The organism is Streptomyces sp. NPDC007025 (assembly GCF_042869455.1).
Taxonomy (GTDB): Bacteria; Actinomycetota; Actinomycetes; order Streptomycetales; family Streptomycetaceae; genus Streptomyces.
Genome location: NZ_JBIAFT010000002.1, coordinates 99136 through 111204, shown reverse-complemented (window position 1 = coordinate 111204; position 12069 = coordinate 99136). Strand labels below are relative to the sequence as shown.

At 69.2% G+C, this 12069-nt stretch carries 20 protein-coding genes; 9 read left to right on the top strand and 11 right to left on the bottom strand.

What is annotated here, in order from left to right:
- Positions 1 to 171: 171 nt before the first annotated feature.
- The 5 genes from ACFYMO_RS04095 to ACFYMO_RS04075 are packed head-to-tail and all read left to right on the top strand — an operon-like array spanning position 172 to position 2669.
- Complete coding sequence (locus ACFYMO_RS04095; protein WP_388544104.1) at positions 172 to 678, top strand: hypothetical protein; 507 nt, start codon at positions 172 to 174, stop codon at positions 676 to 678.
- Positions 679 to 719: 41 nt separating this feature from the next.
- The gene (locus tag ACFYMO_RS04090; RefSeq protein ID WP_388544101.1) at positions 720 to 1052 is read left to right on the top strand and encodes a hypothetical protein; all 333 of its coding nucleotides are present in this window, start codon (positions 720 to 722) and stop codon (positions 1050 to 1052) included.
- A gap of 55 nt (positions 1053 to 1107) precedes the next feature.
- Complete coding sequence (locus tag ACFYMO_RS04085; RefSeq protein WP_388544098.1) at positions 1108 to 1527, top strand: helix-turn-helix domain-containing protein; 420 nt, start codon at positions 1108 to 1110, stop codon at positions 1525 to 1527.
- Complete coding sequence (locus tag ACFYMO_RS04080) at positions 1524 to 2411, top strand: hypothetical protein (protein WP_388544096.1); 888 nt, start codon at positions 1524 to 1526, stop codon at positions 2409 to 2411. Before ACFYMO_RS04085 ends, ACFYMO_RS04080 begins: the two co-directional genes overlap by 4 nt.
- 42 nt (positions 2412 to 2453) lie before the next feature.
- Entirely contained in the window at positions 2454 to 2669 is a 216-nt protein-coding gene (locus tag ACFYMO_RS04075; RefSeq protein ID WP_388544093.1) for a hypothetical protein, read from the top strand.
- A 60-nt stretch (positions 2670 to 2729) separates the two neighbouring features.
- On the opposite strand, the gene ACFYMO_RS04070 is transcribed toward ACFYMO_RS04075, so the two are convergent.
- Genes ACFYMO_RS04070 through ACFYMO_RS04060 form a run of 3 tightly spaced genes read right to left on the bottom strand, consistent with a single transcriptional unit; the run spans position 2730 to position 4296 of the window.
- Complete coding sequence (locus ACFYMO_RS04070) at positions 2730 to 3005, bottom strand: hypothetical protein (protein ID WP_388544091.1); 276 nt, start codon at positions 3003 to 3005, stop codon at positions 2730 to 2732.
- Between the two features lie 2 nt (positions 3006 to 3007).
- On the bottom strand, positions 3008 to 4036 hold the full coding sequence (locus ACFYMO_RS04065; RefSeq protein WP_388544089.1) for a tyrosine-type recombinase/integrase: 1029 nt from the start codon (positions 4034 to 4036) through the stop codon (positions 3008 to 3010).
- Entirely contained in the window at positions 4033 to 4296 is a 264-nt protein-coding gene (locus ACFYMO_RS04060) for a hypothetical protein (protein ID WP_388544086.1), read from the bottom strand. The genes ACFYMO_RS04065 and ACFYMO_RS04060 overlap by 4 nt, the downstream gene beginning before the upstream one ends.
- Before the next feature lie 214 nt (positions 4297 to 4510).
- Between ACFYMO_RS04060 and ACFYMO_RS04055 the strand changes: the two genes are divergently transcribed.
- From ACFYMO_RS04055 to ACFYMO_RS04040, 4 genes are read left to right on the top strand one after another with little or no spacing between them, the layout of a single operon-like run.
- The gene (locus ACFYMO_RS04055) at positions 4511 to 4693 is read left to right on the top strand and encodes a type II toxin-antitoxin system Phd/YefM family antitoxin (protein WP_388544083.1); all 183 of its coding nucleotides are present in this window, start codon (positions 4511 to 4513) and stop codon (positions 4691 to 4693) included.
- A complete protein-coding gene (locus ACFYMO_RS04050; protein WP_388544080.1) occupies positions 4690 to 4848 on the top strand; it encodes a hypothetical protein in 159 nt (52 codons plus the stop codon). Before ACFYMO_RS04055 ends, ACFYMO_RS04050 begins: the two co-directional genes overlap by 4 nt.
- A 2-nt stretch (positions 4849 to 4850) precedes the next feature.
- Complete coding sequence (locus ACFYMO_RS04045; RefSeq protein WP_388544077.1) at positions 4851 to 5021, top strand: hypothetical protein; 171 nt, start codon at positions 4851 to 4853, stop codon at positions 5019 to 5021.
- Positions 5022 to 5023: 2 nt separating this feature from the next.
- Positions 5024 to 5245 (top strand): hypothetical protein, encoded by a 222-nt coding sequence (locus ACFYMO_RS04040; protein WP_388544075.1) that lies wholly within the window; start codon positions 5024 to 5026, stop codon positions 5243 to 5245.
- A gap of 276 nt (positions 5246 to 5521) precedes the next feature.
- Here the strand turns inward: ACFYMO_RS04040 and ACFYMO_RS04035 are convergent, their stop codons facing one another.
- From ACFYMO_RS04035 to ACFYMO_RS04000, 8 genes are all read right to left on the bottom strand, one after another.
- Positions 5522 to 5884 carry a hypothetical protein gene (locus ACFYMO_RS04035; protein ID WP_388544072.1) on the bottom strand — a complete coding sequence of 121 codons (363 nt, stop codon included), beginning with the start codon at positions 5882 to 5884 and terminating at the stop codon, positions 5522 to 5524.
- Entirely contained in the window at positions 5881 to 6324 is a 444-nt protein-coding gene (locus ACFYMO_RS04030) for a hypothetical protein (RefSeq protein WP_388544069.1), read from the bottom strand. The genes ACFYMO_RS04035 and ACFYMO_RS04030 overlap by 4 nt, the downstream gene beginning before the upstream one ends.
- The gene (locus ACFYMO_RS04025; RefSeq protein ID WP_388544066.1) at positions 6324 to 6575 is read right to left on the bottom strand and encodes a hypothetical protein; all 252 of its coding nucleotides are present in this window, start codon (positions 6573 to 6575) and stop codon (positions 6324 to 6326) included. Before ACFYMO_RS04025 ends, ACFYMO_RS04030 begins: the two co-directional genes overlap by 1 nt.
- A 53-nt stretch (positions 6576 to 6628) precedes the next feature.
- Positions 6629 to 7450: an N-acetylmuramoyl-L-alanine amidase gene (locus tag ACFYMO_RS04020; protein ID WP_388544063.1), complete on the bottom strand. Its 822-nt coding sequence runs from the start codon at positions 7448 to 7450 to the stop codon at positions 6629 to 6631.
- 62 nt (positions 7451 to 7512) lie between these two features.
- The gene (locus tag ACFYMO_RS04015; RefSeq protein ID WP_388544060.1) at positions 7513 to 8124 is read right to left on the bottom strand and encodes a hypothetical protein; all 612 of its coding nucleotides are present in this window, start codon (positions 8122 to 8124) and stop codon (positions 7513 to 7515) included.
- Between the two features lie 8 nt (positions 8125 to 8132).
- A complete protein-coding gene (locus ACFYMO_RS04010; protein ID WP_388544057.1) occupies positions 8133 to 8732 on the bottom strand; it encodes a hypothetical protein in 600 nt (199 codons plus the stop codon).
- Positions 8729 to 9826, bottom strand: a complete 1098-nt coding sequence (locus ACFYMO_RS04005; protein ID WP_388544054.1) for a DUF5047 domain-containing protein — start codon at positions 9824 to 9826, stop codon at positions 8729 to 8731. Before ACFYMO_RS04005 ends, ACFYMO_RS04010 begins: the two co-directional genes overlap by 4 nt.
- A gap of 1 nt (position 9827) precedes the next feature.
- Positions 9828 to 12068, bottom strand: a complete 2241-nt coding sequence (locus tag ACFYMO_RS04000) for a hypothetical protein (RefSeq protein ID WP_388544051.1) — start codon at positions 12066 to 12068, stop codon at positions 9828 to 9830.
- Position 12069: the final 1 nt, after the last annotated feature.

Below are 12069 nucleotides of genomic sequence, written 5' to 3'. Positions count from 1 at the left end.
GTCACTCAAGGAGAAAACGGGCTGCGCGCCTCACACAGGCGGTGGCTCGCTGAGTATGGCACAGGCAGAGGGGAGTCACGGAGACCCCTTGCGCCTTCCACATTTGGAAGCTACTGTGGTTGTCATGAGGTCAGGGGAACAGCCCCAGACCCCGCCGGAAGGAACCGGTCGATGAACACCACCGCCGCCGCCGCCGAGGCCAACGTCACCGTCGCCACCATCCGCACCTGGTGCCGCTACGGAGCCATCAACGCCGTCAAGCAGGCCGGCCGCTGGGTCATCGACTCCGCCTCCCTCGCCGCCCGCATCGCCATCGGCGCCCTCAAGCGGCCCGCCCGCACAGTCGAGTTCACCGTCGACACCATGACCGCCATCGGCGGCAACCGCTGGCAGAAGAACGGCCACGACCGCGTCTACATCAACAACTGGGCACACTTCGCGGGCATCGAGACCAGCCACTACAACACCGGCAACATCGCCTCCGCCAGCTACCAGGGCGCAGGCATCTCCAACAGCCAGGCGAGCAAGCTCCTCGGCTGCATCGACAAGGTGTGGTTCGACGCCGCCACCGGCAAGATCCACGCCCGCTTCGGCTGGAGCGAGTCCCGCGTCGCCGACCGCGACGAGGTCTTCGCCGCCGTCGTCTCCGGCATCCGCGGCGCCATCGCCGCCCTCTGAACCACCAGCACACATCCGAACCGAGAAATAAGGGGACAGCTATGACCACCACCACCGGCTACGGCACCTGGTGCAACCACGGCGACCGCTTCAACGTGAGCGTCGAGGCCAGCATCCTGGACGCCATCAACGGCGGCGACAGCGAATGGCAGCAGCGCATGGAGACGTCCGGCGCGCTCGACCGCATCGCCTCCGACTACCGCGACGCCATCGACAACGCACTGCCCGAGGGCGTGCACCTGGCGGGCAACGACTTCCTCGGCCCCTTCTACCCCGCCGACTACACCTGGGAGGGCGAGCTGAACATCAGCGAGATCATCGAGGACATCGACCTCTTCGCGATCATCCAGCGCCACGACGTCGACAACGCCTGACCGCATCACTCACAGCCCCCGACCGCCCGGTCGGGGGCCTCACCCTGGAGGCACCATGCCCGACTACACCGATCCGCCCGGCATGCCGGAGGACGAGCGCATGACCCCGGCCGAGTTGCGGGTCGTCCGCGAATGGCTCGGCTTCACCCCCGAATGGCTCGCCCAACACCTCGGCGTCAGCGCCCGCACCGTCCGCCACTGGGAAGCAGGGAAGTACGCCATCCCCGACGGAGTCCGCCTGGAGATCGAGGACCTGGAGCAGCGGACCGGCGAGTTCGTGTCCGGCCTGATCGGCAAACTGATGGACCTGCCCGAGCCGGGAGTGGTCACCTACCGGGACGACGCCGAGTACCACGCCGCCCACCCCGAGATCCCGTTCCCCGCCTCCTGGCACCGCGCTGTCATCGCCCGCATCGCCCAGGAGGTGCCCGGCCTGTCCATCGCCTACGCCGACAGCGTGGAGCAGCAGCAGTGACCATCCAGCCACGACAACTGCCCCGTAAACGGGCCCAGAGTATCCGCGCGACTGAGCGACTGTCCCTAGCTGGCGACGGCCTCCCCAAGGGCATGCTTCCCGGGGACGACAACCTCGTTCAGCTCTTCACCACGCACCTGCGGGCAGCCGACCTGTATTGGGCCGCCGACGACATGACCGCGCTGGCCATGCATGCCGGGCAGCAGCTCGCCGCAGCACGCTGGGCCACCGTCGACCGGCCCAGCCCTGTCGGCCTCCTCGTGTTCAACGGTGGTCTCAGCATGGTGGAGATGGCGCCCGGTCAATCAGGGCCCGTCGATGCCCTTGCGTGGGGACCCGGGCCAGAGCAGACACTCATCGTGTGGCACCTCGCCACCCGGGAACGCATGGGAGCCGGGCTGCCGCCGGAAGTAGTGCAGCGCTTCCCCCCAATGCTGGCCATCCGGGAAGTACGCCTCCCGGTCACCGCCGACCCCGTCTCCCTCGACGATCTGCCCGCCAGGGAGGGGATGCGTCCTTCCCGGACCATCGTCGCCGCGCTATCCGCCGCGTGGCACCTCATGCAGCAGCCGCAACTCGTTGACCGCGCCCGTGAGGAGACGCCCAAGCGGGACGCCCGATCGCTGCGCCGCGCCCAGCTTCCCGACGAAGGCGTCACGCTGGTGAGTCTGCGCCGCCAGTACCGGCCCCAGGACCGGGACCCCGACGAAGAGACTGATGGGCGCACCTACCGGCACAGGTGGGTGGTCTCTGGCCACTGGCGCAACCAGCCATACGGACCCGGCCGTGAGCAGCGACGGCAGCAGTGGATTCCCGCCTACGTGAAGGGGCCGGACGGCGCCCCACTGCTCTCCACTGAACGGGTGAACGTCTGGCGGCGGTGATCTCGAGATGCGCCGATGCCCATCGTGCTGCACGGTGGGCTTATGGCTGCTCCGGTGGTGGTGCATGCTCCGGATGGTGAGGGTGGCCGGCGGGTGGTGGCCCGCGGCCGGATCCTCGGTGTCGCCCACAACGTGATGGACGTGTTGGACATGCTGGAGACGGTTGGGCTGGAGCGGGAGCATGTCCGCCTCGACGACCCGCAGCTCATCGACTGGCGCGGCGGCGGAGCCTGGGAATGGGCACCTGGCAGCGGGTAGGGTCACACGACGGTGCCCCCGCCACTACGACTGGCGGGGGCACCATGCGTGCGGGCGGGGTCAGCGCTTCATGTGGTGCCCGCAAGGTTCGAGGGTGACGAGCGTACCGACCTCCTTGAAGTCTTCGTGCATGTACATCTGCACTGAGACGGATTCGGCGTTCATGGTCTCGACCAGCTCTCCGCAGACAGGGCAGGGCGGCGGCGTCTTTGTCTGCATCGCCTCTCGAAATAGGGCCCTGTGCTCCGGTGAGAACTGCTTGGTTGTGCCCTTCCAGGTGGCGAGCGGGCCCGCCACGTCCCAGGGGGTCTCGCCGTACACGTAGGCGCGGGTCATGATCACTTCTCCTCTTCGGTGAGTCTGGCGGCGAGTTTCGCGGCGAGGCTGTAGGCGGGATGGTCGTCGAGTTGGCGGCGGCGCCGGTTGTACCGCTGGGTGGTGCGCGGGTCGGTGTGGGATACGGCGTCTTGCACGTCCTGCAAAGGGACGCCGTTGGCGAGGTTGTCGGTGATGAACTGGTGCCGCAATGTGTGGGGTTTGATGCTGGCGGCTTGCGGGAGGCCGGCTTGGCGGGCGAGGACGCGGAGGTGTTTCCACGCTTCGGGCTGCGTCCAGCGGCGGCCGGACTCGGTGGTGAACAGCGGGCCGTCTTCCCGGTCGCCGAGGTAGGCGAGGAGCGCTTCGAGGGCGAGCGGTGGGATGGGTGCGGGCCGCTTCTTGTTGCCTTTCTGGGTGAGGGGCAGGGTGCGATGTCCTCGGTTGTAGCCGAGCTGGTTGGCGTTCAGCGAGAGGAGTTCGTCGATGCGGGCGCCGGTGAGGTAGAGGAGGGTGACGAGGGCGTAGGAGCGGGGTGCCCAGTCGCGTGCGGTTTCGATGAGCCGGGCGGTCTCCTGCTCGGTAAGGCCCTCCGTCGGGCTGTAGTCGGGGTCGATGGTGGGACGCTGGACACGGTTGAACGGATTGGCCTCCGTCAGCCCTACCTCGATGGCGTAGTCGTAGAACGAGGCGGCGCCTGAGAGTGTCTGTGCGAGCGTGGTGTCCTGGGGCGGTTTCCCCTGGCGGCCGGGCGTCTTCGCGACGTTGTTGGCGTAGGCGTCCGCGAGGGGGAGCCTCGCTTGAAGGGGGTGGGTGCCGGTGCTGCGCGCGTACTTCTCCCAGCGTCGGAACGCTCGCGCGTAGGCACGCTTCGTGTGGTCTGACTTCTGGCGGGCGATCCATGCCCCGGCGGCGGTCGGTAGGGGGTCGCCGTTGCCGTAGATCTCGGCGAGGTCGTTGGCGAGGTTGCGGGCCAGCTTGTGCCAGTCGTCGCGGGGGTCGTGCCGGTCGGTCGACAGCTCCGCCGACGGGCGCGGAACGAGGGCGGTCACAGGTAGCTGTCCAGCGACGGCGGCTCCGCGCGGAAGCGGTGGCCGCAAGGTTTGAAGCCGATGAGGACTGCGTCGTCCATGTCGCGCCGATCAACGATCGCCTCGCTCGCCGCCCCGCACTCCGGGCACTCCGGCAGCGGCGGGTAGTCAGGCTGCTGAAGAAGTCCCTGGGTGATCTTCTTGCGCCGCTCCTCCAGCTTGAACTCCAAGATGGCCGCCGACGGGCGGTCCATCGAGATCCAGTCCTGTGCCATGTCCACCTCTCTCGCCAGTATAGGATAACTGGCATTATCAACCATGCCGTTGGTTGATCGCCACCCCCGCGCGGGCAACGACGAAGGACCCCACTCCGATGGAGCGGGGCCCGCGATATTGCATGTTATCGGGGGCGAAGTGGCATCAACCGGCGTTCCGTCGGGCGGTGTTGCCGCACGCTCCCTTGACTCCACACCTACAGAACCTTAAGGTCCTTACATGTCGAGCAAGAAGGTCGGTATCGAGGAAGCCCGCAAGACCCTCGGCGACCTCGTCAACGAAGTCCGCTACACCGGCGCGGTCGTCACACTCACCCGCCACGGGAAACCCGTCGCCCGCATCACCCCCGTGGAAGACACCACGGACACCCCCCAACAACCACAAAAGGAGGACGCATCATGAAACTGGTCGACATCAAGAAGGACGGCACGACGACGGTCGAACTGACCGACGAAGAGGCGCACGCGATCCGCGACGTGCTGGGGCTGGCGCCGAGCACCGAGGCGTGGGGGCTTCACCGGCTCCTCTCCCACGCGCACGGCGACAAGGAGAACTGACCGTGGCTGACCGCCAGCGCAGGAAGTGCTCAGCCTGTGGGCGCCACTACCTCCTCACCAAGGACGGCACCGTCCGCCACCACCTGAACGGCAGCAGCAGCGTCGTCGACCCCCGTAGAGGGCAGCGCTGCGAAGGCGTCGGGAAGCCGCCCGCCAACACCAGAAAGGACTGACCATGCTGGCAGTGTCGGAACGCATCAAGGGGCCCGGTGGTGTCACGGAGGAGTTGATCTGGCACAAGCCGGTCGGCCCGGACCCGGACGCCACGTTCCAGGGGATCGCGTGCAGCGACGAAGACGGCATCGTCATGTCGAGCGGGAAGAGGGAGGTACCGCTGCGGCTCGACAAACCGGGCGAGCGCTGGTGCCCCGACTGCCTCACCATCATCCGCCGCTGATGCGCGCCGCCCCGGTAGGTCTAGTACCGGGGCGGCTATCTGCATGGTAGCCGCACACGACGAAGCGCCCCGCCGCCCGTGAGGGCAGCGGGGCGTTGTCATGCCGTCTCGTCCGGCGGCGGGGCGGGTTCGAGGAACGGGTTCGTGGACGGCGGCGGTGGCGGCTCCGGTGACGGTTCGGGCGGCGGCTCCACCCACCCCATATCCACCTGGCTGCCCAGGTCGGCGCCCCCCGGATCCGGAGCCGGCGTCGGCCCCGGCGACTGCAACGGCATGTCACACTCCAGTTCGGTTGTACTCGTCGACCAGATCCGGCGGCGACACCGGATCCACACCCGCAGTGCGCATCTGCATCGTCAGCTCGCCCACATAGCTGGCGAACGCACGGACGATGGACCGCAGCCGCGTCGTCTCCTGCCGCAGATTCCGCACCTCCGTCTGCAGGTCGTCGCGGATCGTCTTGAATGCCTCCAGGTCGGCGCGCCTCTGCTCCGGCTCGGCCTGCGCACGGGCCGCCGCCTCGTTGGCGCGGGCGGTGGCTTCGGCAGCGCGGACGGTGGCGCGGGCCACGAACCAGCCCCCACCCCCCAACACGCTGCCCGCGGCGGCCAGCAGTGCCGCCCACTCCCCTACTGTCATGGCGCCGTGCCTCTCCGGCCGCGGCGATGGCGGGGGACCGAATGCTCGGGCACCGACGCGGCCCACAGGATGACCCCCACATGGGAGGTGAGATACCAGACCGCGACCCAGGCGCCGCGGGGATAGTCACCGCGGATGGCGGCGACGGCGTAGGCGAGTGCCCACACGGTGGGGGGAACGAGGGCAACGATGAACCCGAACCGGTCTCGGCCGATACGGACGAGCGACGAGCAGATCATGATGGCGCCGGCGGCGACCCACAGCCAGCCCCAGTGGCTGAGCGAACACAGCCGGGTCAGGACGTCGAGGCCGCTGCTGCTGGCGGGTGTGGCGGCGATGAATCCGACACCCCAGCAGATTTTGCCGACACCGAGGATGAGGAGAAACGCGCCGCGGCGGCCCAGGTGCTGCTTGAGTCGTCGGGCCGCGCGGCACACCATCAGACCCTCGGCGCGGTGCTGGCGGATTGGGGGCTGCCGATGCCCTTGGCGAGGAGTCCCTTGACGAGGGATGCGGCGGCGGCGATCCCGGCCGCGGCGACGGTCTCCCAGAAGCTGGCGGAGAACATGTCGGCCGGGCCGGCGGCGAATGCGACACCGGCCGCGGCGACGACGAACGTGGCGAGCACACGCTCGACGAGGTCGACGAGGTAGGTGCGGGCGGTCTTCAGCAGGGTGGGGCTATCGCTCATAGCGGAGAATCCGTTTCAGAGAAGAAATGGGCTGATCGGCTTCCGGTTGCGGGCTAGTTGACCTTCTTCGACAGCTCGGCGACGGCGTCCTGAAGCTCGCGGACCCGGTCGTACAGCTCGCGGAGCAGGTTGCCGGGCTGCCAGGTCTTGTTCGTTGCCTTCGTGCTCGACGTGGACGGGGCGGGCAGCTTGTCCTGTCCCCACACGGCTTCGAAGACCTGCTTGTCGTTCATGTTCAGCTCCTCGCTGCTGTCGTTCGTTGAGTCGCCGCTGCTGGCCGAGCCCTTGAGGCGTGCGGCGACGTCGCGGCGGAATCGGTTCATGTCGAAGGAGGGGTCGGGCTTGCCCTCGATCGACGTTTCCTTGTGGCCGACCACGCTGTTGGCGGTCCAGCCGTGGTGGCGGCAGATCGCGGCAGCCCAGCGGACCGCGGCGTCGTACTGGACGCTCGGGTACGGGTCGTGGCCGGTGCCGAGGTTTTCGATCTCGATGCCGTAGAAGTGACGGTTGCCGTCGACTGTGCCGCTGGACGCCGAGGGCCGCGGGTGCGTGGACGACTCGTTGACGACGGCGTTGAACGCGTTGCGCGCGACCTTCCCCGCGTGGTTGGCCCGCCCGTTGCCGATCATCGTGGCGGTGCCGTCCTTCGCGAGATGCGTGTGGCACAGCGGACCGGGCAGGTCGGAGCGGCCGTTGTAGCAGAGGGCCCGGGAGCCGCGGCCCGCGGTGTGGTGGATGAGGACGCCGTTGACGCCGCCCCACTGGCCGACGTGGTTGCGGTTGTGGGTGCGCCAGCCGCTGTACCGCTCGGACACCTTGACACCCTCGCGCTTGAGGGCGGAGACGAACGCGCTCGCGGACATGGGTGTGGCCATGGGGCCTCCTCACAGAAAAGGCCCCGGCCGACGCGGCGGGGGCTGCGGTAGGTGGTGCAGGTTCAGAGGGAGCAGAACGTCCCGTTGAGGCTGACCCAGGGCGGGTTCTCCGACGAGGAGCCGATGCCGATGAGGACCAACGTCCCCTCCGGGTTGATGTCCAACTTCACGCTGGACAGGGTGGTGTCGACCACGCTGCAGGCGCAGGTGATGGTGCGCTTGGTCGACGGCCGGGCGGCCACGGGCAACGCCGTAGCGTTGATCTGGCTGCTGTTGGGCGGGTTGCCGCTGGAGTAGGTGATGCCGACCCCGCCCCGGAACATCAGGCTGATCTCGCCGAAGAAGTTGACCAACCGGTACTGGCAGGTGCCGTTGCTGTTGCCGTCGTGCGCGTAGCCGGACGCGAGGCTGATCGTCGTCCACTGGGAGGAGCCCGCGGCGAGGACGACCCAGGCGGTGCCGTCGTAGCCCGTGAACAGCTGCTCCGTCGCCAGCCAGGCCACCATCCCGGCCACGGGCGACGTGATGGTGGCGTTGCGTTCGGCAGCCGTCGAGAACCGCATCATCGACCGCGGGGTGAGGGCGTCGGCCAGCCCCTTCGTCCCGGCCCGCAGATCCGGCTTGTCGGAGTTCTCCAGCCAGGGCACGCCCTGGCCGTAGTCGTCGGTGGGCACGGGGCCTCCTAGATGGTCCAGTAGGTGATGCCGTCGAGCGCGATCCAGGAGGGCTGACTCGTCGTCTCGTAGATCCGCAGAATGCCGCTGTCGGTGATCTCCGCGCGGACGACCGCGGGGTTGATGGTGGAGTCCCGGGCCACCCCGAAACCGGCCTCCACACCGGCCGGCGGGCGGATCGCGGTAGGGATCGTGGCGATCGTCGACCCGTTGGCGATGGTTCCGGATGACGGCCCGACCCGACCGCGGAACGTCACCTGGCGGCCCTGCACCAGGTAGGCGGGGCTGTAGCCGTGGCCCGGCCACACGTAGCCGGATGCGAGCGTGAGGCTGGTCCAGCCGGCGCCGCTGCTCTCCAGCCGGCCGAGCGCAGCCCAGTTGCCGGAGCTGGAGCGGGTGACGACGATGACGTCCCCCGTCTGCGGTGCCGGGTAGCTGGGCAGACGGCGGGCGCGGATCTCGTCGCAGTCGACGGTGCCATCGCTGTTGACGGTGGTGACGGTGGCGAGCCGCCAGTCGGCGCCGCGCACGACGGGCGCCGTTTGGCCGGCTTCGACGGCGGCGCCGCGGATGGCTGCGGCGAGCTGCTGGGGGCTGATCCCGGTCACGAGTCCTCCCGTCCGCCGATGCACTGCACGGTGAAGTCGCCGCCGACCAGGTCGAGGGAGAAGGATTCGACTTGTAGGAGGTCGCGGTCTCCGCTGGCGTAGGTGACGCGGAGGACGTCGCCCGGCTCCAGGCACGGGTTCGGGACGCTGGACAGGTCCGCGGTGGCGTTCGGCTTCAGGCTGTCGCGGAGGAGCTTGTTCGCCGCGGCCTGAGCGAGGGTCGTCGTCGTCAACGTCGCGCTGCTGTAGAACGTCGGCACCCGGCCGAAGCTGCCGTACACGTAGGTCGGCGACGTCGGGTCCTCGTCGGCGGCGTAGGCCGAGACAGGCGGGGTGTCCTCCTCGGTGTTCTCCCCACGAGCCGTCACCCAGTTGTACATGCCGTCGCGGTTGTAGCCGCGGCTGGCGGAGACGAGCGCCCCCCGCTCCCCCGCATCCACCTGCCACGAGATCGGCGCGACCAGCAGGTCCGGCAGCTCGGCGATGACGAACTGCCCGTCGGCGTCCGCGTACACCTCGGCGCCGATGGCGGTGGCGCACTCCTGCACCGCCGCCCACCGATCCCCCTCCGCATCCCAGGTGCGCACCCCGATGACCTGGTCGGTGGCGTAGCTGGTGACGACCGCGCCCGGGATGGACTCCTGGATGAGACCGCGGATGGCGGTCACCGCGGTGACACCGCCGCGCGTCGAGTAGGCGGCCGTGAACTTGTCGTCCGCCACCGTCGCCTCGAGGCCCGAGGCTTTGATGTCCACCGGGCCGTAGTCGGGATCGCCGTCCACTGTGTCGACCCGCCCCCAAAACACCGGCACCGTCTCGATGCTGCCGTTGCCGTAGCGGATGCCCCGCTCGATACGCAGCCGCGCCCCGTAGATGGTGAGCTGCTCGCTTGGCGTTCTGGGGATGAGGCCGGTGTCGGGGACGGACACGGTGGCGGTGCGGCGCACAGCCTGCGACCTGTCCACCGTCACCGAGCCCGCGGTGTGCTCCACCTCCACAACACTGCCGTCCGCCTTGTGGAGCTGGACGACGGTGACGGGGGTGTGGGCCTCCACCAGCGTCGGCAGGAACCGGCCGGAGGGAGGCGGGTACACGTCACGACCTCCTGTCGATGGCGAGGTCGAAAACCGTCTCGTAGCGGTCGAGGACGTCGTAGCCGCTGTCGTACTCGAGAACCACGTCGAACACGGTCCAGGTGGCGGAGCCGACCTGCCCGCCAGTGGGCATGTCCACCTCGGTCAGCGGCAGCGTCCACTCCCGCCACTCCTCGCGGGCATACGTCACGATCCGCGGGTACTGCACCTCGCCCACCGCCACGTACACGTCGGGTTCGCCCATGCCGGGCGCGCACCGCCACAACAGCACGTTCCCGGTCGACAGCAGGAAGCGGAGTGCGTCCCGCTCCTGGTCGGTGCGTGTCCAGCAGACGAGGCTGCCCTCGCGGGACTGACGCACGTCCGCCAGCACCACGGGCGTGGCCCGGCCACGCACCCGGTACACGGTCTGCTCGATCGCCTGCTGCCACTCCGGCCCGGTCTTCACCGCCACCTGCAGTCCCACACCCGGCCGGGCCGGATCGGTCAGCCACGCGTAGTTGGGGTCGCCTGCGGTGAGCGTCACCGTGTCCGTGATTTTGTGGCTGTGGGCGCTGTCGTCGACCGCCACCGTCTCGATCACGTAGTACACCGGCACCCCGAGCGGCGCCTCATAGTCCTCGATGACCAGGCTGTCGGCCGGGATCGAGTAGCCGTCATACAGCCCCTCCGGGCCGCGGACCAGAGTGCGGCCACCGTCCGGCGTAACCCGCCACACCGTCATCAGATGCCCGACGCTCAGCTCCCGCAGGATGAGCTGCACCATCGCCTGCTCATCGAACGCAGCTACCTCTTCCCGCGGCAAGGTTTGCCACAGGGCCGGCCGGTCGAGCTGCATGACGCTGCTACCCGACGTCGCGGTGAGCGTGACCTCCACCTGGCCCTGAGTGGCGCCGGCCGGGGCGACAGCGTCATCGACGAGGAGCCACCAGCCGGGCGTCGGCGCATCAAACGTGATCGCGGTGCTGCTGGACAGGTAGGTATCGGTGTCGTCGTACCAGCGGACAGCGATCGCGATCTGCCACCCGCCCGCGCTGACCTTGAACCAGGTCTCGGCGCGCCAGTTGTCGCCCGCCGTCACACCTGGATAGATGCCGGACCGCAGGACACTCCCCGACGCCGTGGCCGACGACACGGTAAGCGCGTAGTAGTCGAAGACGTGCTCCGCGCCCCACGGCGACGACCGGGCGATGGTGGCCGGTCCGGAGGCGACCGCCCACGATCCGACGCCTTCCTCGAAGTCCCAGTCCGCCCAGGTGAGGAGGTTGCCGGTGCGGATCGCGGGGTTCGGTACCGCGCCCACCGCGCCGACGAACGCACCCTCAGTGCGTACCGTCTCCCCGGCGCCGGCTCCGGTGATGCCGACCGCCAGACTGGCGGCGACCGCGCCCGCCGGGGCTATCCCGGAGGTGAGCTGCCGGTACATGCCCGTACCCGGCGGCGCCAGTGGCCCCCGGTGCGCCTCCAGCACCGTGTCCGTCTCGTCGTAGAACCGCAGCTCCACCCACGTCGCCGACCCGGTGGTGGCGGGCCCCAGGTAGGCGAACGCCACATACTCGACGCCCGGCGTCACGGGCGGTCGCTCCACGCACTCGCCGCTCGCATCACCCGCCGCTGTGGCGGTCACCGCGACCTGCTCGCCGCCCGCGTTGTAGAACGACGCAGACCAGCTCGACACCGGCGCGATCCGGGAGACGGTCGCGTTCGACTCCGCAGCCCACGCCGACGCGTCGACCTCCCCGCCCGCCTCAGCGTTGAAGGACAGCAGGTTGCCGGGGTAGCGGATCGGCAGGCCCAGGTAGACGTTCTCCCAGTAGTGCACCACTCCCGCCCCGGCGACGGTCGACGACAGCAGCACCTGCGCCCGCGCCGCGCTGGAGGGGGCGACCCCGGCCACCGACACGCGATGCCAGCTCGCCGAGGCTGTCGCCGTCGTCAGCGACCACGTCACCGACAGTTCGGCGCCCGCCGCGTCCAGCCAGCGGATACCGATCCGCTCCGGCTGCGCCGACGACGACGCGTCCGCGAACGTCCAGTACAGCGAGCCGGCCTCCACCGGCACCGACGAGAACGTGCGCGCCTGCATCTCCCCAGCCGCCGCCGAGGTGAGCTTCAGGCAGCCGTCACCATTCCGCCCACCCGACGCCAGCGACAGCGCACAGTTCAGCCGCGCCGCCCAGCCGGACGTGTTCGGATCCACCATCTCCGTCGTCGCACTGAGGAGATTTCCCGGGATCGCCATG